The organism is Pseudomonas sp. LAIL14HWK12:I7, from assembly GCF_000483465.1.
Classification (GTDB): Bacteria; Pseudomonadota; Gammaproteobacteria; order Pseudomonadales; family Pseudomonadaceae; genus Aquipseudomonas; species Aquipseudomonas kermanshahensis.
In genome coordinates this window covers 423714-443945 of sequence record NZ_AXYZ01000001.1, presented here as the reverse complement: position 1 = coordinate 443945, position 20232 = coordinate 423714, and the positions used below count along the sequence as shown (strand labels likewise).

General features: G+C 64.6%; 18 protein-coding genes. 11 read left to right on the top strand and 7 right to left on the bottom strand.

The genetic code is table 11. From position 1 onward, the window contains the following. The first annotated feature begins 150 nt into the window (after positions 1 to 150). The 5 genes from D886_RS0102095 (at position 151) to D886_RS0102075 (ending at position 4647) form a co-directional block, all read left to right on the top strand. Positions 151 to 1581: a coniferyl aldehyde dehydrogenase gene (locus D886_RS0102095; protein WP_027592318.1), complete on the top strand. Its 1431-nt coding sequence runs from the start codon at positions 151 to 153 to the stop codon at positions 1579 to 1581. Between the two features lie 10 nt (positions 1582 to 1591). Next, positions 1592 to 2077, top strand: a complete 486-nt coding sequence (locus D886_RS0102090; protein ID WP_027592317.1) for a hypothetical protein — start codon at positions 1592 to 1594, stop codon at positions 2075 to 2077. A gap of 20 nt (positions 2078 to 2097) precedes the next feature. After that, positions 2098 to 3696 carry a GMC family oxidoreductase gene (locus tag D886_RS0102085; protein WP_027592316.1) on the top strand — a complete coding sequence of 533 codons (1599 nt, stop codon included), beginning with the start codon at positions 2098 to 2100 and terminating at the stop codon, positions 3694 to 3696. Positions 3697 to 3807: 111 nt separating this feature from the next. Next, the gene (gene coaD / locus D886_RS0102080) at positions 3808 to 4287 is read left to right on the top strand and encodes a pantetheine-phosphate adenylyltransferase (RefSeq protein ID WP_016489662.1); all 480 of its coding nucleotides are present in this window, start codon (positions 3808 to 3810) and stop codon (positions 4285 to 4287) included. Between the two features lie 108 nt (positions 4288 to 4395). Beyond that, positions 4396 to 4647: a YfhL family 4Fe-4S dicluster ferredoxin gene (locus D886_RS0102075; protein ID WP_027592315.1), complete on the top strand. Its 252-nt coding sequence runs from the start codon at positions 4396 to 4398 to the stop codon at positions 4645 to 4647. 153 nt (positions 4648 to 4800) lie between these two features. Here the strand turns inward: D886_RS0102075 and mutM are convergent, their stop codons facing one another. Both mutM and D886_RS0102065 read right to left on the bottom strand, forming a co-directional pair. Further along, positions 4801 to 5613, bottom strand: a complete 813-nt coding sequence (gene mutM / locus D886_RS0102070; protein ID WP_027592314.1) for a bifunctional DNA-formamidopyrimidine glycosylase/DNA-(apurinic or apyrimidinic site) lyase — start codon at positions 5611 to 5613, stop codon at positions 4801 to 4803. 3 nt (positions 5614 to 5616) lie between these two features. Further along, positions 5617 to 6435, bottom strand: a complete 819-nt coding sequence (locus D886_RS0102065; RefSeq protein WP_172961418.1) for an HDOD domain-containing protein — start codon at positions 6433 to 6435, stop codon at positions 5617 to 5619. A gap of 191 nt (positions 6436 to 6626) precedes the next feature. On the opposite strand from D886_RS0102065, the gene D886_RS0102060 reads away from it, so the two are divergent. Further along, a complete protein-coding gene (locus D886_RS0102060) occupies positions 6627 to 7823 on the top strand; it encodes a class I SAM-dependent rRNA methyltransferase (RefSeq protein WP_027592312.1) in 1197 nt (398 codons plus the stop codon). Between the two features lie 143 nt (positions 7824 to 7966). Here D886_RS0102060 and mgtE read toward each other — a convergent pair whose 3' ends face one another. Then, positions 7967 to 9022, bottom strand: coding sequence for a magnesium transporter (mgtE, locus tag D886_RS0102055; protein ID WP_027592311.1), 1056 nt, complete (start codon positions 9020 to 9022; stop codon positions 7967 to 7969). A gap of 478 nt (positions 9023 to 9500) precedes the next feature. Here mgtE and ilvD point away from each other — a divergent pair, with 478 nt between their 5' ends. After that, a complete protein-coding gene (gene ilvD, locus D886_RS0102050; protein ID WP_027592310.1) occupies positions 9501 to 11342 on the top strand; it encodes a dihydroxy-acid dehydratase in 1842 nt (613 codons plus the stop codon). A gap of 143 nt (positions 11343 to 11485) precedes the next feature. Here the strand turns inward: ilvD and D886_RS26690 are convergent, their stop codons facing one another. Further along, a complete protein-coding gene (locus tag D886_RS26690; RefSeq protein ID WP_256214912.1) occupies positions 11486 to 12121 on the bottom strand; it encodes a LysR substrate-binding domain-containing protein in 636 nt (211 codons plus the stop codon). A 22-nt stretch (positions 12122 to 12143) separates the two neighbouring features. Here D886_RS26690 and D886_RS0102040 point away from each other — a divergent pair, with 22 nt between their 5' ends. Further along, positions 12144 to 12812 carry an FMN-dependent NADH-azoreductase gene (locus tag D886_RS0102040; protein WP_027592309.1) on the top strand — a complete coding sequence of 223 codons (669 nt, stop codon included), beginning with the start codon at positions 12144 to 12146 and terminating at the stop codon, positions 12810 to 12812. A gap of 11 nt (positions 12813 to 12823) precedes the next feature. Here D886_RS0102040 and D886_RS0102035 read toward each other — a convergent pair whose 3' ends face one another. Beyond that, positions 12824 to 13879, bottom strand: coding sequence for a phosphorylcholine phosphatase (locus tag D886_RS0102035; RefSeq protein WP_027592308.1), 1056 nt, complete (start codon positions 13877 to 13879; stop codon positions 12824 to 12826). A gap of 241 nt (positions 13880 to 14120) precedes the next feature. Here D886_RS0102035 and D886_RS0102030 point away from each other — a divergent pair, with 241 nt between their 5' ends. Continuing rightward, the gene (locus tag D886_RS0102030) at positions 14121 to 15512 is read left to right on the top strand and encodes an L-cystine transporter (RefSeq protein ID WP_027592307.1); all 1392 of its coding nucleotides are present in this window, start codon (positions 14121 to 14123) and stop codon (positions 15510 to 15512) included. Between the two features lie 89 nt (positions 15513 to 15601). Here D886_RS0102030 and D886_RS0102025 read toward each other — a convergent pair whose 3' ends face one another. Beyond that, positions 15602 to 16120 carry a dihydrofolate reductase gene (locus D886_RS0102025; protein ID WP_027592306.1) on the bottom strand — a complete coding sequence of 173 codons (519 nt, stop codon included), beginning with the start codon at positions 16118 to 16120 and terminating at the stop codon, positions 15602 to 15604. A gap of 54 nt (positions 16121 to 16174) precedes the next feature. On the opposite strand from D886_RS0102025, the gene D886_RS0102020 reads away from it, so the two are divergent. Together D886_RS0102020 and D886_RS0102015 are read left to right on the top strand one after the other, a co-directional pair. Next, a complete protein-coding gene (locus D886_RS0102020) occupies positions 16175 to 17566 on the top strand; it encodes a DUF2868 domain-containing protein (protein WP_033693900.1) in 1392 nt (463 codons plus the stop codon). Continuing rightward, on the top strand, positions 17559 to 18923 hold the full coding sequence (locus tag D886_RS0102015) for a GTPase/DUF3482 domain-containing protein (RefSeq protein ID WP_027592304.1): 1365 nt from the start codon (positions 17559 to 17561) through the stop codon (positions 18921 to 18923). Before D886_RS0102020 ends, D886_RS0102015 begins: the two co-directional genes overlap by 8 nt. Positions 18924 to 19190: 267 nt before the next feature. On the opposite strand, the gene D886_RS0102010 is transcribed toward D886_RS0102015, so the two are convergent. Further along, a complete protein-coding gene (locus tag D886_RS0102010; protein ID WP_027592303.1) occupies positions 19191 to 20216 on the bottom strand; it encodes a putative 2-aminoethylphosphonate ABC transporter substrate-binding protein in 1026 nt (341 codons plus the stop codon). Positions 20217 to 20232 lie beyond the last annotated feature (16 nt).

The following is a 20232-nucleotide window of genomic DNA, read 5'->3' as shown; positions in this document are numbered from 1 at the left end:
GCTCAGCTCCCAGTCTGCGGGCCTTGATCAAAGGGCCATCTTAAGGCGTATCCGGTGTGGAATACACCGCTCGACGCCAACGAAAAATTCGCACGATCGTTCGGATTAGAGTATAGGCTCTAGGGATTTCCTGCCCGGATTCGAGCCGATATGACCTCGCCCGTTGACGTGCCTCCTGTGCATTCCGACCTCGACCTGACGGCGAGGTTCGCCGCCCAACGCCTGGCCTTTGCGGGTAACCCCGCCCCCCCGGCAGCCCAGCGCCGGCAATGGCTGAAGAGCCTGCGCGAGGCACTGCTGGCCGAGCAAACGCAGCTGATCGAAGCCATCGATCAAGACTTTGACGGGCGCAGCGCCGATGAAACCTTGTTGGCTGAATTGCTGCCCTCGGTCCAGGGCCTGCGCCACGCCGAAAAGCACCTGCGACGCTGGATGCGCGCCAGCCGGCGCCGCGTCGGCCTGGCCTTTCAGCCCGCCAGCGCGCAGGTGCGCTATCAACCGCTGGGCGTGGTCGGCATCATCGTGCCGTGGAACTACCCGCTGTTTCTCGCCATTGGCCCGCTGACCTGTGCCCTGGCCGCCGGCAACCGGGTCATGCTCAAGCTCAGCGAAGCAACGCCCGCCAGCGCCCTGGCCCTCCAGCAGTTGCTGGCGCGCGTGTTCCCCGAAGACCTGGTCAGCGTGGTGTTGGGTGAGGTCGAGGTTGCCCAGGCCTTTGCCCGCCTGCCGTTCGACCACCTGCTGTTCACCGGTGCAACCAGCGTCGGCCGCCAAGTGATGCTGGCCGCGGCGCACAACCTGACCCCGGTCACCCTGGAGCTGGGCGGCAAATCCCCGGCCATCGTCTCGGCCAGCGTACCCCTGGACAGCGCGGCCGAGCGCATCGCCTTCGGCAAAACCCTGAACGCCGGCCAAACCTGCGTGGCCCCCGACTACGTGCTGGTACCGCGCGAGCGGCTGGGGGCCTTCAGTGACGCTTACCAGTCCGCCGTCCACCGCCTGTTCCCGCGTATCGCCGACAACCCCGACTACACCGCCATCATCAACCCGCGGCAGTTGCAGCGCCTGCAGCACTTGCTGGACGACGCCCGCGACCAAGGCGCCCAGGTGCTCGACCTGTACCCAGGTGAGCCGCGCCAGGGACGACGCCTGCCCCCTCACCTGCTGCTGCACGTGAACGACGAGATGCAGGTGATGCAGGACGAAATCTTCGGCCCGCTGCTGCCGCTGGTGCCCTACGACAGCCTCGACCAGGCATTGGCCTACATCAACCAGCGCCCTCGCCCACTGGCTCTTTACTACTTCGGCTACGACCGCAGCGAACAGGAACACGTGCTGCGCCACAGCCACTCCGGCGGTGTTTGCCTGAACGACACCCTGCTGCATGTGGCCCAGGACGACCTGCCCTTTGGCGGCATCGGGCCTTCCGGCATGGGCCACTACCACGGCCACGAGGGTTTTCTGACCTTCAGCAAGGCCAAGGCCGTGCTGGCCAAACAGCGCCTGAACGCTGCCCGCCTGATTTACCCACCGTATGGCAAGGCCTTGCAGCGTCTGGTCTACAAGCTGTTCATCCGCTGAGCCCAAGCCCATGCAGCGTCGCGACTTGCTCCGCTTCAGCCTGGGCGCCAGCGCCTTCCTCGCCACCACCAGCCTGGTCGGCTGCACGGCACAGTCGGCCGCGCCCGGTTACAAGGTGCTACGTGATGACGACCTGCCCCTGTTGAGCGCGCTGATCCCGGTGGTACTGGCCGGCACCCAGGCCGTCGAGGCGCTGGTGCTGCACAGCCTCGATCACAAACTGGCGGCGCTGTCGCCAGAAATGCTCAAGCTCACCCGGCAACTGTTCGACGTGCTCAGCCTGCCGCTGACCCGTGGCCCGCTGACTGGCGTGTGGGGCGCCTGGCAGCAGGCCAGCAGCGAGCAGATCAACGCGTTTCTGCAACGCTGGCAGGACAGTTCGCTGAACCTGCTGCGCATGGGCCACGTCTCGCTGCTGCAATTGCTGCAGATGGCCTGGTATGAACGGCCGGAAGCCTGGGCTGCCTGCGGCTACCCAGGGCCACCGAAGATCTGACGACCACAAGAGCCTTGCCAATGCCTGTAATCGACCCGTTTCGCCAAGGCCTCGAACGCGGCTGGATCACCCACGACGGCTCGCGCCTGGCGCATGACCTGGCCCTGCAGGCCGATGTCGCCGTAATCGGCAGCGGCGCTGGCGGCGCCACCAGCGCGCAGTTGCTCAGCGCCGCGGGGTTCAAGGTGCTGCTAATCGAAGAAGGCCCCCTGAAGACCAGCAGCGACTTCCACCTGCTGGAGAGCGAGGCCTACGCCAGCCTCTACCAGGAAGGCCTCGGCCGCATGAGCAAGGACGGCGCCATCACCATTCTGCAGGGCCGCGCCGTGGGCGGCACCACGCTGGTGAATTGGACCTCGAGCTTTCGCACGCCGCCACAGACCCTGGCCCATTGGGCCCGGGAGCACCAGGTCAATGGCTTGGGCAACGAGGCGCTAGCCCCGTGGTTCGAGCGCATCGAACAGCAGCTGGGCATCAGCCCTTGGGCCTTGCCACCCAACGCCAACAACGAGGTCCTGCGCCGTGGCTGCGAACAACTCGGCTATCGCTGGGCGGTAATCCCGCGCAACGTGCGGGGTTGCTGGAACCTTGGCTATTGCGGCATGGGCTGCCCGGTCAACGCCAAGCAATCGATGCTGGTGACGACTATTCCAGCCACCCTCGACCAGGGCGGCGAGCTGCTCTATCTTGCGCGTGCCGAGCGCTTCGAGCACAACGGCGAGCGCATTACCCAGTTGCAGTGCACAGCCCTGGATGCCCAAGGGATAAACCCCACCGGCCGGCAGATCAGCGTGCGCGCCCGCCACTACCTCCTCGCCGGGGGCGGTATCAACAGCCCAGCCCTGCTGCTGCGCTCCAACGCTCCCGACCCACACGCCCGCCTGGGCAAACGCACCTTCCTGCACCTGGTCAACTTCAGCGCGGGACGGTTCAAGGCGCGCATCGACCCCTATTACGGTGCCCCGCAGTCCATCTACAGCGATCACTTCCAATGGCTGGGCGGCAGCGGCGGCCCGGTCGGCTACAAACTGGAAGTGCCCCCGCTGCACCCGGCCCTGGCCAGCACCCTGCTGGGCGGGCATGGCAGCGAAAATGCCCAGCGCATGGCCGCGCTGCCGCATACCCACGTGATGCTGGCGTTGCTGCGCGATGGCTTCCACCCAGAAAGCCAGGGTGGCACGGTTGAGCTGCGTGGCGATGGCTCGCCCGTGCTGGATTACCCGGTCAATGACTACCTGCGCGACGGTTTGCGCCGCGCCTACCGCAGCATGGCGCAGATACAGTTTGCCGCCGGGGCCGAGCAGGTGTTGCCGGTACACAGTGATGCCCGCTACGCCAACAACCTTGGCGAAGCCCTGGCGATGATCGACGGCCTGCCACTGGCGCCGTTCCGCACACGCCTGGGCAGCGCCCACGTGATGGGCGGCTGTGCCCTGGGTGAAGACCCGCGACACGCGGTGTGCAACAGCCTGGGCCAGCATCACCAGCTGGAAAACCTGTCGATTCACGACGGCTCGCTGTTCCCCACCAGCATCGGCGCCAACCCGCAATTGTCGGTGTACGCCATCAGCGCCAAGCTCACCGAGGCCCTGATCGCCCGCCTGGCACACAACGCATGACAACGAATGCACCCACTGTCTATAGTGCCATCAGCCGGCCGCATGACTTGGCCGGGCGCTATCGCTGCGCTACCATCCGACTCCCCAACGCACTCCAGCCAGGATGACGCGATGAACCGAGTGTTGTACCCGGGTACTTTCGACCCCATTACCAAAGGCCATGGCGACTTGGTCGAGCGCGCCTCGCGGCTCTTCGACCACGTGATTATCGCAGTGGCGGCCAGCCCGAAGAAAAACCCCCTGTTCCCGCTGGAACAACGGGTTGCGCTGGCCCGTGAGGTCACCAAGCACCTGCCCAATGTCGAAGTCATCGGCTTCTCTTCCCTGTTGGCGCATTTTGCCAAGGAACAGGGCGCCAACGTCTTCCTGCGTGGCCTGCGCGCGGTCTCCGACTTCGAGTATGAGTTCCAGCTGGCGAACATGAACCGGCAACTGGCACCCGATGTTGAGAGCCTGTTCCTGACGCCTTCGGAGCGTTATTCGTTCATTTCCTCGACGTTGGTCCGGGAAATTGCGGCATTGGGGGGCGATATCAGCAAATTCGTCCACCCCGTAGTGGCTGAGGCGCTGACCGAACGGTTCAAGAAGTAAGCCTGCACGCCTGATCATCGCGCCCGCGTGCACTGCGGGCGCGAATGCGGCACAATTGTGCCCACAGCGTTGAACATGCCCGGGCTGAGAGCCCCGGCCGGAGTCCCCATGTCCCTGATCATCACCGACGATTGCATCAACTGCGACGTCTGCGAACCCGAGTGCCCGAACGAGGCCATCTCCCAAGGCGAAGAGATCTACGTGATCGACCCTAACTTGTGCACCCAGTGCGTGGGTCATTACGACGAGCCCCAGTGCCAGCAGGTCTGCCCGGTCGACTGCATCCCCCTGGATGAAGCGCACCCAGAGACCGAAGAGCAGCTGATGGCCAAGTATCGCCTGATTACGGGCAAGGCCTGATAAGCGCCGACCTCAGGGCATGCACGCTCCTCTGTAGGAGCAGCCTTGCGCTGCGAAGAGGCCGGTGAAAACGCTGCAAAACCTCGCTGCGTTCACCGGCCTCTTCGCAGCGCAAGGCTGCTCCTACAGGGCGCGCTTACATCCCACAGTGGTTCAGCGCTGGCAGCGTGGGCAAAACACGCTTGCCCGCTGGCCGAGCTTCACCTCGCGCAAGGTCGTGCCACACAGCTTGCACGGCATCCCGCCCCGCCCGTAGACGAACAGTTCCTGCTGGAAGTAGCCCGGCTGCCCGTCCCCACCGATGAAATCACGCAAGGTCGTGCCGCCCTGCTCGATGGCCGCTGCCAGCACGCGTTTGATCTCGATGGCCAGCTTCAGGTACCGCGCCCGCGAAATACCGCCCGCCTCGCGGCGTGGGTCGATGCCCGCAGCAAACAACGCTTCGGTGGCGTAGATGTTGCCCACCCCCACGACGATGGCGTTATCCATGATGAACGGCTTGACCGCCATCGAGCGCCCACGCGACAGCTGGAACAAACGCTCGCCATCGAACAGGTCGGTCAACGGCTCTGGCCCCAGACGCAGCAGCAGTTCGTGGTTGAGCGGGTCGAGGCTCCAGAGCATGGCGCCGAAACGGCGCGGGTCGGTGTAGCGCAGCATCAGCCCCGACTCCAGCTCGATATCCACGTGCTCGTGCTTGGCCGCCGGCAGGCCGAGCTCGACCAGGCGCAAATTGCCCGACATGCCCAAATGGCTGATCAAGGTACCGACCTCGGCATTGATCAACAGGTACTTGGCCCGCCGCTCGACGCTGACGATACGCTGCCCCGACAAGCGCACGTCCAGGTCTTCGGGGATCGGCCAGCGCAGGCGCCGGTCACGCACCACCACCCGGCTGACCCGCTGGCCTTCCAGATGAGGCGCAATGCCGCGCCGGGTGGTTTCTACTTCGGGTAGTTCCGGCATGTGTCAGTGCCCGCCCAGCTCTCGAATATTCTGTTTGAGGTTTTCGAAGTCGTAGTCCGACAAGCCAATGTAGTCGAGCACCAGTGGCCCGACCACTTCCCATTCGTGGTCGACGCTCTGGCTGCCCAGTACCCGGTAGGACGCGCAGATGTGCTCGGCCATCTTCAGCACTGCCAGCAGGTTCTTCAGCTGGCTCTGGGTATTGCGCGAAGACTCGTCGCGGAACACGGCCAAGGCGTTATGGTGGTTCGCGATGGCCGCTGTAAGGTGCTCGGGCAGGCGCCAGGACTTGGCGGTGAAGTACCCCACCACCGAGTGGTTGGTGTTGAACGCGCGGTTTTCCGTATCGACCACCCGCGTTTCGGCGCTGGCCTCGGCATAGGCCTCTTCCAGCACCTCCATGTAGTTGGGGAAGCGCTTGAGCATCAGCGGCACACCGCAATCATGGAACAGCCCGAGGGTGTAGGCCTCGTCAGCCGTCTGCATGCCGGTGCGCTTGGCCAAGGTCAGGCAGGTCATGGCCACATCCTGCGCGGTGTCCCAGAAGCGGTTCAGGGTGACGATGGTCTCGTCGCTCATTTCGCCTTTGATCGACTGGGCGTTGATCAGGTTGATGATCGAACGGCTGCCCAGCAGGTTCACCGCCCGTTGGATCGAGCCGATCTTGTTGGAGAGGCCGAAATGCGGGGAGTTGACCAACTTGAGCAACGCGCCGGACAAGCCCGGGTCCTGGGAAATCAGCTTGGCGATGGTTTCCAGGTCTGGGTCGGGCATGTACTGCTCGAACTGCAGGTCGACCATGATCTGCGGTTGCGGCGGGATGGTGATGCCTTGCAAGGCTTGCTGGATCTGTTCGGCGCTGAGTTCTTGGGACATGCGTACACACTCGTTGAGGACGGCGAATTCTAACACCGGATCGGCTGGCTTTAGCCCTGGCCAGCACTTTGTCGCGCCTGACCCCGAAGCGAAGGCCAACACGGTATACTCCCGCTCTTTTTTCCCGGAGCGACGTCATGTCCCTGCCCAGCCTACGCCTCAAAGCCAATGCCGACCGCCGCCTGCGCGCCGGCCACCTGTGGGTCTACAGCAATGAAGTCGACGTCGCCGCGACCCCGCTGCAAGGTTTCCAGGCCGGCCAGCAAGCGATCCTCGAGGCTGCCAACGGCAAGCCGCTGGGCATCGTGGCGCTGAGCCCGAACAACCTGATCTGCGCGCGCCTGCTGTCGCGCGACATCAAGCTGCCGCTGGACAAGTCGCTGCTGGTACACCGCCTCAACGTCGCCCTGTCGCTGCGTGAGCGCCTGTTCGACAAGCCGTGCTACCGCCTGGTCTACGGCGACTCCGACCTGCTGCCAGGCCTGGTGGTCGACCGTTTCTTCGACATCCTCGTGGTCCAACTGGCGTCGGCCACCATGGAACTGCACAAGGACGACGTGATCGCCGCCCTGGTGCAAGTGCTCAAGCCAAGCGGCATCTTGTTCAAGAACGATTCCGCCGCGCGTGATGCCGAAGGCCTGCAGCGCTACGTCGAAACCGTCTACGGCGAAGTGCCGGACTGGGTCCCGCTGGAAGAAAACGGTGTCAAGTTCGAAGCACCGGTACGTGAAGGCCAGAAGACCGGCTGGTTCTACGACCACCGCATGAACCGCGCACGCCTGGCGCCCTACGTCAAAGGCAAGCGCGTGCTCGACCTGTTCAGCTACATCGGTGGCTGGGGTGTGCAAGCCGGCGCGTTTGGCGCCAGCGAAGTGTTCTGTGTCGATGCGTCGGCTTTTGCCCTGGACGGCGTCGAGCGCAATGCCGCGCTCAACGGCATCAGCGAGAAACTGACCTGCATCGAAGGTGACGTATTTGAAGCGCTGCGCGAGCTGAAGGCCGCCGAAGAACGCTTCGACGTGATCATTGCCGACCCACCCGCCTTCATCAAGCGCAAGAAAGACCTGAAAAACGGCGAAGCGGCCTACCGCCGCCTCAACGAACAGGCCATGCGCATGCTCAACAAGGACGGCATTCTGGTCAGCGCCTCGTGCTCGATGCACCTGCCCGAGGATGACCTGAACAACATCCTGCTGACCAGCGCCCGCCACCTGGACCGCAACATGCAACTGCTCGAGCGCGGCGGCCAAGGCCCGGACCACCCGGTGCACCCGGCCATTGCCGAAACCCGCTACATCAAGAGCATTACCTGCCGGTTGCTGCCTAACAGCTGATTGGGCAATCACTGAAGCGTGCATTACCTCCACCCCCTGTGGGAGCGGGTTTACCCGCGAAAGCGTCGGTGCATTCACCCTCGCATTCGCGGGTAAACCCGCTCCCACAGGGGTCGAGCTTGGGCTCTAAGGGATGCGCTCTGTCAGATATCCAGCACGTACGACGCGATCCCAAAGTACACCAGCACCCCCGCCGCATCGGCAATCGAGGTCACCAGCGGGCCACTGGCCGTCGCCGGGTCGAGCTTCAGCTTGGTGAACATGAACGGCAGGCTCATGCCGATCAGGCTACCCAGCAACACGATCACCAGCATGCTGCTGGCAACGATCAGGGCAATGTCCACCCCACCGCGCAGCACGCCCAGCGATGCCACCGCCACGGCCATGGTCGCCCCCAGCGCCAGCGCAACCCCGCACTCGCGCCCGAGCATGCGCAGCCAATCACGCATGTACACTTCGCCCGTCGCCAGGCCCCGCACCATCAAGGTCGCCGACTGCGCCCCGGCATTGCCCCCGCTGTCCACCAGCAGCGGCAGGAAGAACACCAGCACGATGTGCGCGGCAATGGTTTCCTCGAACGCCGCAATCCCCGCCCCCGAGAACAGGTTGCCAAAGACCAGCAACACCAGCCACAGCACCCGTTTGCGGTACAGCAGGCTGACGGTGGCATCGCGCAGGTTGCCCACATGGTTGGTGATGGAGGCGCCTTTGTGGAAGTCCTCGGTGGCCTCATCGACGACCACATCAAGTGCATCGTCGCAGGTCACCAGGCCCACCAGCCGCCCGGCCTCGTCCAGCACCGGCACAGCCAGCAGGTCGTGCTCGCGGATCAAGCGGGCCACGTCTTCCTGACGGGTCGTGGTACAGACGCAAATGACCTTGTGCACCATGATGTGATCAATCAGCGCCTCAGGCGCCGCGAGGATCAACTCGCGCAAGGACAAGGTCCCGAGCAGGTTGCGCTGCCCGTCGAGCACATAGGACTGGTAGATGGTTTCGGCATCGGCGGCCTCGCGGCGCAGCATGTCGATGGCCTGGCTGGCGCTAAGGCCGGCATCCAGGCACGAGTACTCACTGGTCATCAGGTAACCGGCCGTGCCTTCGGGGTAGCCTTGCGGGTGAAGCAGGTCGTCACGACGGGCCTGGGCGGCCTGGCGCAGGTCAAGGGGTGAAACGAGCGTATCGGAGGTGTGCTGCATGAGGTTCTCCAGGCGCCGACGCAGGCACCCGCACACCTCAGCCACACGGGCTCAAGCCTTCGGAAGCCCTGGCGACGACGCGCTCAGTGCCAATTTGCGAGTTCGGTATGAACTGAAACTGGGAAGGTCCATTGAGGGTGTATCTCGTGAAGCCGCACATGCGGCGGGCGGATCATAGTCAGCTTGGGCGGGCAGGTCAGCCCCTGAACCGGCGTTTCAGAAGCGTCCTACAAGCGACCGGTCATGAGGCGAAAGCCACCGCCCAGACACATCGCCATTCCCTCACAGCGCCAGCGGTGTAGAATCGGCCTATTCATCGCCAGTCATCCCCGGCGGGTTTATGAGCTCTGGTCGAGCACGCGGCGATCCCGTGGTGTCTTCGGCCCCATCCGTGCCAGTGGCAACCGGCCTAAGGCGCATAGGACAAGAGAAGCTCACTCCCCTTTTTGTGACCTGATTAAGCCGCCAGGAGTGCTTCATGCCTGATTATCGTTCCAAGACTTCCACCCAAGGCCGCAACATGGCTGGCGCCCGAGCCCTGTGGCGCGCCACCGGGATGAAGGACGAAGATTTCAAGAAACCGATCATCGCCATCGCCAACTCGTTCACCCAGTTCGTCCCGGGCCACGTGCACCTGAAGGACCTGGGCCAGCTGGTTGCCCGTGAGATCGAGCGCGCCGGTGGCGTGGCCAAGGAATTCAACACCATCGCGGTCGACGACGGCATCGCCATGGGCCACGACGGCATGCTGTATTCGCTGCCAAGCCGCGAGATCATCGCCGACGCCGTGGAGTACATGGTCAACGCCCACTGTGCCGACGCCATTGTCTGCATCTCGAACTGCGACAAGATCACCCCCGGCATGCTGATGGCCGCCCTGCGCCTGAACATCCCGGTGATCTTCGTGTCCGGCGGCCCGATGGAAGCCGGCAAGACCAAGCTGGCCAACCACGGCCTGGACCTGGTCGACGCGATGGTCATCGCGGCTGACTCCACGGCCTCCGACGAGAAGGTTGCCGAATACGAGCGCAGCGCCTGCCCGACCTGCGGTTCGTGCTCTGGCATGTTCACCGCCAACTCGATGAACTGCCTGACCGAAGCCCTGGGCCTGGCCCTGCCGGGCAACGGCTCGACCCTGGCCACCCACTCCGACCGCGAGCAGCTGTTCCTCACTGCCGGCCGCACCATCGTCGAGTTGTGCAAGCGCTACTACGGCGAGAACGACGAGTCGGTCCTGCCGCGCAGCATCGCCAACTTCAAGGCCTTCGAAAACGCCATGATGCTGGACATCGCCATGGGCGGTTCGACCAACACCATCCTGCACCTGCTGGCCGCGGCCCAGGAAGGCGAGGTGGCGTTCGACCTGCGGGACATCGACCGCTTGTCGCGCACAGTGCCGCAGCTGTGCAAGGTGGCGCCGAACATCCAGAAGTACCACATGGAAGACGTGCACCGCGCCGGCGGCATCTTCAGCATCCTCGGCTCGCTGGCCCGTGGCGGCCTGCTGCACACCGACCTGCCGACCGTGCACAGCCGCAGCATGGAAGAAGCCATCGCCAAGTGGGACATCACCCAGACCGACGACGAAGCGGTGCACACCTTCTTCAAAGCCGGCCCGGCGGGCATCCCGACCCAAACCGCATTCAGCCAGTCGACCCGTTGGGAAACCCTCGACGACGACCGTGAAAACGGCTGCATCCGCAGCTTCGAACACGCCTACTCGCAAGAGGGTGGCCTGGCGGTGCTGTACGGCAACATCGCCCTCGACGGTTGCGTGGTGAAGACCGCCGGTGTCGACGAGTCGATCCATGTGTTCGAAGGCAGCGCGAAAATCTTCGAAAGCCAGGACAGCGCCGTGCGCGGCATCCTCGCCGACGAAGTGAAGGCCGGTGACATCGTCATCATCCGTTACGAAGGCCCGAAGGGCGGCCCGGGCATGCAAGAGATGCTCTACCCGACCTCGTACTTGAAATCCAAAGGCCTGGGCAAGGCCTGCGCCCTGCTCACCGACGGCCGCTTCTCGGGCGGTACCTCGGGCCTGTCGATCGGCCACGCCTCGCCGGAAGCCGCTGCAGGCGGCGCCATTGGCCTGGTGCGCGACGGCGACAAGGTGTTGATCGACATCCCCAACCGTTCGATCAACCTGCTGGTCAGCGACGAAGAGCTGGCAGAGCGCCGGGTCGAGCAGGACAAGAAAGGCTGGAAGCCCGCCGAAGTGCGTCCGCGCAAAGTGACCACCGCGCTCAAGGCCTACGCCCTGCTGGCGACCAGTGCCGACAAAGGTGCGGTGCGTAACAAGGCGATGCTCGACGGGCTGTAAGGCTCTGATGAGTGTATTGGGGCTGCTTTGCAGCCCATCGCCGGCAAGCCGGCTCCCACAGGTGCGCCGCTAGCCTTGGAGGCTACACAGTTCGGGTGGGAGCCGGCTTGCCGGCGATGGGCCGCCGAGCGGCCCCAGCGCTTTCAACTATCTTCCCCACGCGAAGCGCAGTGGCGCAATTGCGCCAGCAGCAGGGCCGCCGAGCGCTTTGGCTTCGCCGTCGAGGTCAGCATGAACTGCGCGTGAGGCAGTGCGGGCAGTGTCGCCACTTCCTGCAGGCCTGCGGCCAGTGCGCATGAGCGGGTGACCGGGGTTACCCCAAGCCCGCCGCTTACGGCAGTCATCAGCCCCCCGGCACTGGGGCTCTGGCAAACGATCCGCCATTGTCGCCCTGCACGCGCCAACGCTTCGATGGCCGCCGCACGGTAGGGGCATTGATCGGAAAACACCGCCAAAGGTAGAGGTAAGGTCGCATCATCGGTGCCCAGCGCCAGCGGCCCTCTCGCCCAGACCAACGGCTCGGACCAGAGCACCTCGCCACGCTCATCACTGCCGCAGCGGCTCCCCAGCACGATATCCAGCCCACCCGCGTGCATGAGCGCGAGCAACTCGCCGGTCAAGCCGACCTGCAGGGCAACCTCGGCATCGGGGTGTGCCACGGAAAACCGACGCAGGCAATCGATGATCGGGGCTTTGACCATCTCCTCGCTCAACCCCACGGACACCGTGCCGCAAACTTTGCGCTCCCCCTGTGCCGTATATCGCCAGGGAAATGCCATCGACGCTGACAGGAGTAGCCCCGTGGTTGAACGTGTTCTTTATGTGTGTGCATCGCCGAGAGGCGAACGCTCGGTTTCCGCTCAGATTGCCGAAGTGTTCCTGGCCGCGTTGGCCGAGCGCAAAACCGTGGAGGTTGACCGCCTGGACCCTTGGGAATGCGAGCTGCCCGAAGTGGATGGCGACCTGCTGGCGGCCAAGTACGCCGGGCTTGTCGATGCGCCGCTTTCCCCCGCGCAAAACGCCGCCTGGGCACAGATCAAAACCCTCGCCAAACGCTTCCACCGGGCAGATACAGTGGTGTTCAGCGTCCCGCTGTGGAATTTCGGCATCCCCTACAAACTCAAACACTTGATCGACGCCATTTCGCACAAGGGCGTGTTGTTCACCTTCGATGAACAGGGGTTGAACGGCATGCTGGGTGGGCGCCGGGCGGTGGCCATCTACACCCGCGGGCTGGGTTATGGCCCCGACTCCCAGACGCCCGACCAGGCGTTCGGCCTGGAAAAACCCTTCCTCGATGCGTGGTTCCGCTTCGTCGGGATCAACCAGGTGCACAGCATCGTGGCCGAACAGACGCTTGGCGCCGAGGGCGCCAGCGTGCGCTCAAGCGCCATGGAAGCCGTGGCCATGCTGGCGCAGAACTTCGACCAACAACAAGCCAGAACGCTCATTGTCGGCCGAAGCGGCTGACCTGCACCGGGTTACTGGATCTGCTCAGGCGTGACGATCACCCAGTTCTTGTCCGCCGTCACCGGCAGCCCTTCCTTGGCCTGCGCGGCCGCGTGCTTGGCGATCATGCCGTTGAGCTGGTCCATGTACTTGGCCTTGCGGTTTATCCACAGGTGGATGCCCCCCTTGCCCACGTCCACCCCGTGGAACTGCATGTAGCCATCGCTGGTGGGCGTATCGCCGCCCACCAGCACCGGCCGCTTCCACTCGTCGATGTAGGTGAGGATCGCCGCCTGCTTGCCCGCCATCCAGGTCGCCGGGGTCCACAGGTAAGGCGTCAGTTCCAGGCCTTCGTTGGCCTTGGGGTCATAGCTGCCGGCGCTGATCTGCTTGCGCGCCGTGGTCAGTTGGCCGTTGCTGCGGTCCTTCAGTAGCAGGCTGACGCCAATCACGTTCTGCGGTTTGACGTTGTAGCCGTACTTGGGGTCGGACGCGACCATGCGCACCAGTTCTTCGGACGCGGCAGAAATGACATACACCTCGATGCCGTTTTCCATCAGTTTGTTGAACAGCTCGGCCTGGCCGGCAAAGACCTTGGGCGGCTGCACCTCGATGGCCTTGACCTGGTCACCCTCGAAGTAGGTGCTGGGCACGGGTTTGCCGGAGGCCATCAAGGCGTCGACCTGGGCCTTCAGTTCCTTCAGGGTGAAGCCCGAGAACACCTGCGCCACCCAGGGGTAGCAGACCATGTCGTCGATTTCGCACAGGCGGTAGTAGTAACTGAACAGGCTTTCCTTGTGCTCAGCCGTGTCTTTGAAGGGGATCAGCTTCAACGAAGGGTCGAGCTTGTCGCGCGTCAGCAGCCCCTGGTTCTCCATGAACGGCAGCAGCGCCTCTTCAAGGTCGTAGCGGTAGCTGGTGTTGTCCATGTCGAACACCGCGTAGTTACCTTTGTTGGCATTGGCGGCGATCATGCTGTCGAGCTGTTTGGCGGCCTCGGCAGGCCAATGCTTGAGTTCGGTGGCCCAGGTTTGGGCCCCGAACAGCAGGGACAGACCCAGGGCGAGGGCTTTCGGAGCGAACTTCATGTGCGAATCTCCTGAAATGACCGGGAAACGCTAGTCCAACCTACCGGCCCAGCAAGCCCTGACAACGACGTTGAAGCAGCTTGAAACGCCCTGTTCATTGCTATCTGCGACATTCCGTTATTCCATAAACGACTATGCACATTCCATTTGGGTATAAATTCGTTTGTTTTCAGGCTGTTAGCATTTCCGTTCGCAATCGCTCACAGAGGCGATGCCTCTTCTGTTTTTTGTTGGAGCTTCAATGAACCTGCCGCTGTCTCTCAACCTGCTGGCGTTCCTGGCCTTGCTGCTGGGCCTGGCACAAACCCGCCGCACCGACTGGAGCCTGGCCAAGAAGGTCTTGCTGGGCCTGGTGCTGGGCGTGGTGTTCGGCCTGGTCCTGCACACGATCTATGGCGCTGGCCACCCGGTATTGAAAGCCACCATCGCCTGGCTCGACCTGGTCGGCAACGGCTATGTCGGCTTGCTGCAGATGATCGTCATGCCGCTGATCTTCGCCTCGATCCTCAGCGCCGTGGCACGCTTGCACAATGCTTCCTCGCTTGGCCGCATCAGCGTGCTGAGCATCGGCACCTTGCTGCTCACCACTGCCATCGCCGCATTGATCGGCATCGTCTTGACCAACCTGTTCGGCCTGACCGCCGACGGCCTGGTGGCTGGCGTGCAGGAAAGCGCGCGGCTGCAAGCGATCCACAGCGACTACGCGGGCAAGGTCGCCGACCTCAACATCCCGCAACTGCTGCTGTCGTTCATCCCCAGCAACCCAGTAGGCGACCTGGCGCGGGCCAAGCCAACCTCGATCATCAGCGTGGTGATCTTCGCCGTGTTCGTCGGCCTGGCCGCCCTGCAGCTGATCAAGGACGACGCCGAGAAAGGCGCGCGCGCCCTGTCGGCCATCGACACCCTGCAAGCCTGGGTCATGCGCCTGGTGCGCGTGGTGATGAAGCTCACCCCTTATGGTGTGCTGGCCCTGATGACCAAGGTGGTCGCCAGCTCCAACCTGGACGACATCCTCAAGCTGGGCAGCTTCGTCGTCGTTTCGTACATCGGCCTGGGGCTGATGTTCGTGGTGCATGCCGTCATCCTGGCGGCGACCGGCGTCAGCCCGCTGCGCTTCTTCCGCAAGGTGTGGCCAGTGCTGACCTTCGCCTTCACCAGCCGCTCCAGCGCCGCGAGCATCCCGCTGAACATCGAAGCGCAAACCCGTCGCCTGGGTGTGCCGCAGTCCATCGCCAGCTTCAGCGCCTCGTTCGGCACGACGATTGGTCAGAACGGTTGCGCCGGCCTGTACCCGGCCATGCTGGCCGTGATGGTTGCCCCGGCAGTGGGCATCGACACCTTCGACCCGCTGTGGATCGCGACCCTGGTCGCCATCGTCACCCTGAGCTCGGCTGGGGTAGCCGGGGTGGGCGGTGGTGCGACCTTCGCCGCGTTGATCGTGCTGCCGGCCATGGGCTTGCCGGTTGAACTGGTAGCACTGCTGATTTCGGTAGAGCCGTTGATCGACATGGGCCGCACGGCACTGAACGTGAATGGCTCGATGACGGCCGGGGTGGTGACCAGCCAGCTGTTGAAAGAGACTGACCAGGACGTGTTAGCAGATGACCAGCATGCAACGCTGAGTCATAGCTGATACGCCAAGGCCGCCCCTGCACAGAAGACGCGGTCTTTTTGTAGGAGCGGCCTTGCGTTTCGATAGGGGCGCAAAGCGCCCCAACAATCTTAAACCTTGTCCCAGACATCGAAGTGATACGCCGGCCCAGCCCCTTCAGGCGCTTGCGGCTCACTGCTCACCCGGCGCCACTGCGCCTCGTCGAACGCCGGGAACCACGCATCGCCCTCAGGCGACAGCTCGACCCGGGTCAGGTACATGCGGCTCACCAGCCCCTTCTCCAGCGCCTGCCCATACAGCTGCGCCCCGCCAATCAGCATCAGCTCATCGACGCCCTGCTCACGCGCCCACTGTTCGGCGCGCACCAGCGCAGCTTCCAGCGAGGCGAACACCTCGGCACCGGCCAGCGCCAGCCCAGGCTGGCGGCTGACCACGATATTCAGCCGCCCCGGCAAAGGCCGGCCCAGCGAGTCCCAGGTCTTGCGCCCCATGATGATCGGCTTGCCCAGGGTCGTGGCCTTGAAGTACTTGAAATCCCCCGGCAGGTGCCAGGGCATGGAATTGTCGATGCCGATCACGCGGTTCTCGGCGAGGGCCGCGATCAGGCTGAGGGGGAGTGTGCTAGTCATGCCAGCGAGGATAGCAAACCCGCCGTGGGTTATGCTTCTGCCCTGACCTGTGCAATGGAAGACCTTGTGACTGGACCGACGCCACTGGACAAACGCTGGCTCACCGAAGCAGTACGCCTGCGCGAGGAACATGCCGGCCCCCTGGAAGACCAGGAAGCCAACCGCCACGCCCGCCAGGCCGGCGGCGACCTGGCGACCCGTATCGAAACGCGCGCGCTGTTCCTGGCCGAACGCGACGGCATGACAGCCGCCCTGCGCCACTGGAAGCAGGGCGCGCGCCTGGCACTGCTGGCCCTGTTGATCATGGCCGCCTTCAGCGGCGCGGGCCTGGCCTTCGCGGCGCTGGGCGATGGCCAACGCCCGGTGAATGTGTTCTGGGCACTGGGCAGCCTGCTGGGGTTGAACCTGTTGATGCTGCTGAGCTGGGCGATCGGCTTCAGCCTGAGCGGCGAACACGGCGCTGGGCTGGGCCGGCTTTGGTTGTGGCTGAGCGAACGCTTTGCCCGCGATGCCAAGGCCGCGCACCTTGCGCCCGCGTTGCTGGTGCTGCTGCAGCGCCAGCGCCTGAATCGCTGGCTGCTTGGCGTGCTGGTGCACGGGCTGTGGCTGCTGGCGATGATGACCGCGTTGGCGATGCTCTTGGCGTTGCTGGCCACGCGGCGCTATGGCTTTGTCTGGGAAACCACCCTGCTTGCCGCCGAGCCGTTCATCCACATGACCCAGGCGCTCGGCGCCCTGCCTTCGCTGCTGGGCTTTGCCGTGCCGGACGAAGCCATGATCCGCGCCAGCGGCGACACGCTGCCGGCCCTGGACCTGGCCCGCCAGGCCTGGGCTAGCTGGTTGCTCGGTGTGGTGCTGGTCTATGGCCTGCTACCACGCCTGCTCTTGGCCGCACTGTGCCTGTGGCGCTGGCGCCAAGGCCGCGCACGCCTGGCGCTGGACCTCAGCCTGCCAGGCTACGCGGCATTGCGCGAAAGCCTTATGCCGCGCAGCGAGCGCATCGGTGTGCAGGACGCCGCGCCCGACACCTTGCCCCACTTCGCTGCCGGGCAACTGGAAAGCGGCAGCAGCGGTGCCTTGCTGGTCGGCCTGGAGCTGGATGACCAGCGTCCCTGGCCACCCGCCCTGCCCAAAAGCGTGACCGATGCCGGTGTGCTCGATAGCCGTGAATCACGCAACCGGCTGCTCGAACAACTCAGCCGCTTCCCCCCGGCGCGCCTGGCTATCGCCTGCGACCCACGCCGCTCGCCCGATCGCGGCAGCCTGGCGTTGCTGGCCGAGCTGGCACGCAACGCCGGCGCCACCCGTATCTGGCTGCTGCAGGCGGCCCCAGGCCAGGCCCTGGACGCCGAGCGCCTGGGCGACTGGCACGAAGCGCTGGACCGCCTCGGCCTGCCCCACGCCGACACCTCGCCCCTGACCTGGTTGGAGCATGGCCATGACTGAGCCGCTTAAACTGGCCGTGGTCGGCCACACCAACGTCGGCAAGACTTCGCTGCTGCGCACCTTGACCCGCGACGTGAGCTTTGGCGAGGTGTCCCATCGCCCCAGCACCACCCGCCATGTGGAGGGCGCACGCCTGTCGGTGGACGGCGAGCCCCTGCTGGAGCTGTATGACACCCCTGGCCTGGAAGACGCCATTGCCCTGCTCGACTACCTCGAACGGCTGGAGCGCCCGGGTGAGCGCCTGGACGGCCCGGCCCGGCTGGCACGCTTCCTCCAGGGCAGTGAGGCACGCCAACGCTTCGAGCAGGAGGCCAAGGTGCTGCGCCAGTTGCAGGCCAGCAATGCCGGCCTGTACGTGATCGACGCCCGCGAGCCAGTGCTGGCCAAGTACCGCGACGAACTGGAGGTGCTGGCCAGTTGCGGCAAGCCGCTGCTACCCGTGCTCAACTTCGTCGCCAGCAGCCAGCACCGCGAGCCCGAATGGCGTGAAGCCCTTGCCCGGCTTGGCCTTCACGCCTTGGTGCGGTTCGACAGCGTGGCCCCGCCGGAAGACGGCGAGCGCCGCCTGTACGAAAGCCTGGCCCTGCTGCTGGAAGACGCCCGCCCTGCCCTGCAACGGCTGATCGACGACCAGCAGGCGCAACGCCAAGCCCGCCATCAAAGCGGTAAACGCCTGATCGCCGAGCTGCTGCTCGACTGCGCCGCCTGCCGGCGCAGCGTGGTGGCCGAACCCGCCGCCGAAGCCAAGGCCATCGAAGCGTTGCGTCAGGATGTGCGGCAACGCGAACAGCGCTGTGTCGAAGCGCTGCTCAAGCTGTATGCCTTCCGCCGCGAAGACGCCCATGCCAGTGATTTGCCGTTGCTGGACGGTCGTTGGGGCGATGACCTGTTCAACCCCGAAACCTTGAAGCTGCTGGGCGTACGCCTGGGCAGTGGTGTGGCGGCAGGCGCTGCGGCCGGGGCCGGGGTCGATCTGTTGGTCGGAGGCCTGACCCTGGGCGCGGCGGCCTTGGCGGGTGCGATCGCAGGCGGCGCGCTACAGACGGCACGCAATTACGGGTCGCGGTTGATGGGCAAGCTCAAAGGGCAGCGTGAGCTGACGGTGGACGATACGGTGTTGCGGCTGTTGGCGTTGCGCCAGCAGCAGTTGATGGTGGCCCTGGATAACCGCGGGCATGCCGCGCAAGACAGCATTCGCCTGGGCGAGCTGGACGAGAAGACCTGGCGCGAGGGCAAGTTGCCTGAGGCGTTGGTCAAGGCGCGGGCGCATCCGCAGTGGTCGACGCTCAACCCCGGGGCGCGGGTGAATCAGGCGGAGCGGCAGGAGCAGTTGGAGGCGTTGGTGTTGCAGATTTGAGTTTGTGTGGGGGCTGGTAGGTGTTCGCCTTTAGGGGGGCGGCGCCTGGGAGACCGAGCGCCGCCCGCGCGGCGCTTCGCAGCACAAGGCTGCTCCCACATTTTTCGGGCCAATTATTCCTGAGGCGGTCGCGCGCCAATATCACAGGCCTCACTGGCCCGAAACAGATGTAGGAGCAGCCTTGTGCTGCGAAGCGCCGCGCGGGCGGCGCTCGATCTCCCAGGCGCCACACCCCTCAAGCCATGCACCTCCCAGCCCCGCCCCCCTTCACTGCTGCGCCACCTTCTCCGACTTACCGTCATACCGCTTGCGCCACTCGGCCAGAATCTCGTCACGGTGCTTCGAGGCCCAGGCAAAGTCGTTCTTGATCAACCGCTGCTCATAGTCAGCCGGCAACTCGGTCTGCGGCTTGGCAATACCCGGCGCGGCAAGCACCGCGAAGTTTTCCTTGTACAACGCCATCGCCGCAGGGCTGGCCGAAAAGTCTGCCAAGCGCTTGGCCGCATCGGCCTTTGGCGTGCCTTTGATCACCGCTGTAGCCTCGATTTCCCAGCCCAGGCCCTCCTTGGGCAGCACGATGTCCAGCGGCGCGCCTTGGCGCTTGAGCTGCACAGCGGGGTATTCGAACGAGATACCGATCGGGAACTCGCCCGCCGCCGCCAGCTTGCACGGCTTGGAGCCGGAGTGAACGTACTGGCCGATGTTCTGGTGCAAGGCGTCCATGTAGGCCCAGCCCTGAGGCTCGCCAAAGGTCTGCAGCCAGGCGCTGACATCCAGGAAGCCCGTGCCGGACGAGGCCGGGTTGGGCATGACGATCTTGCCCTTGTACTCGGGCTTGGTCAGGTCTTGCCAGCTCACCGGCTTGCTCAGGCCCTGCTTCTCGGCCTCGATGGTGTTGAAGCAAATGGTCGCAGCCCAGACGTCCATGCCCACCCAAGCCGGTGGGTTGGCTGCGTCACGGTAGTTTGCCGAGATTTTGCCCAGGTCCTTGGGCGCATAGGCTTCGAGCATGCCGTGCTGGTCAAGCACGGCCAGGCTGGAGGCCGCCAACCCCCACACCGCATCGGCTTGCGGGCGGTCTTTTTCAGCCAGCAGTTTGGCGGTAATGATGCCCGTGGAATCGCGCACCCACTTGATCTCGATGTCTGGGTTGGCCTTTTCGAAGGCCTGCTTGTAGGTCTTGAGCTGTTCGGCTTCCAGCGCGGTGTAAACCGTCAGCTGAATGCCGGCGGCCGAAGCCTGCAGGCTGAACACGGCAGAAACGGCAGCAGCAAGTGCAAGGTGCTTGAACATGGTGGGGTTCCTTACA

Excerpts from the sequence above, each read along its gene's own strand:
- D886_RS0102095 (WP_027592318.1), top strand. The coding sequence starts at position 151 with ATGACCTCGCCCGTTGACGTGCCTCCTGTGCATTCCGACCTCGACCTG.
- D886_RS0102090 (WP_027592317.1), top strand. The coding sequence starts at position 1,592 with ATGCAGCGTCGCGACTTGCTCCGCTTCAGCCTGGGCGCCAGCGCCTTC.
- D886_RS0102085 (WP_027592316.1), top strand. The coding sequence starts at position 2,098 with ATGCCTGTAATCGACCCGTTTCGCCAAGGCCTCGAACGCGGCTGGATC.
- coaD (WP_016489662.1), top strand. The coding sequence starts at position 3,808 with ATGAACCGAGTGTTGTACCCGGGTACTTTCGACCCCATTACCAAAGGC.
- D886_RS0102075 (WP_027592315.1), top strand. The coding sequence starts at position 4,396 with ATGTCCCTGATCATCACCGACGATTGCATCAACTGCGACGTCTGCGAA.
- mutM (WP_027592314.1), bottom strand. The coding sequence starts at position 5,613 with ATGCCGGAACTACCCGAAGTAGAAACCACCCGGCGCGGCATTGCGCCT.
- D886_RS0102060 (WP_027592312.1), top strand. The coding sequence starts at position 6,627 with ATGTCCCTGCCCAGCCTACGCCTCAAAGCCAATGCCGACCGCCGCCTG.
- mgtE (WP_027592311.1), bottom strand. The coding sequence starts at position 9,022 with ATGCAGCACACCTCCGATACGCTCGTTTCACCCCTTGACCTGCGCCAG.
- ilvD (WP_027592310.1), top strand. The coding sequence starts at position 9,501 with ATGCCTGATTATCGTTCCAAGACTTCCACCCAAGGCCGCAACATGGCT.
- D886_RS26690 (WP_256214912.1), bottom strand. The coding sequence starts at position 12,121 with ATGGCATTTCCCTGGCGATATACGGCACAGGGGGAGCGCAAAGTTTGC.
- D886_RS0102035 (WP_027592308.1), bottom strand. The coding sequence starts at position 13,879 with ATGAAGTTCGCTCCGAAAGCCCTCGCCCTGGGTCTGTCCCTGCTGTTC.
- D886_RS0102030 (WP_027592307.1), top strand. The coding sequence starts at position 14,121 with ATGAACCTGCCGCTGTCTCTCAACCTGCTGGCGTTCCTGGCCTTGCTG.
- D886_RS0102025 (WP_027592306.1), bottom strand. The coding sequence starts at position 16,120 with ATGACTAGCACACTCCCCCTCAGCCTGATCGCGGCCCTCGCCGAGAAC.
- D886_RS0102020 (WP_033693900.1), top strand. The coding sequence starts at position 16,175 with ATGGAAGACCTTGTGACTGGACCGACGCCACTGGACAAACGCTGGCTC.
- D886_RS0102015 (WP_027592304.1), top strand. The coding sequence starts at position 17,559 with ATGACTGAGCCGCTTAAACTGGCCGTGGTCGGCCACACCAACGTCGGC.
- D886_RS0102010 (WP_027592303.1), bottom strand. The coding sequence starts at position 20,216 with ATGTTCAAGCACCTTGCACTTGCTGCTGCCGTTTCTGCCGTGTTCAGC.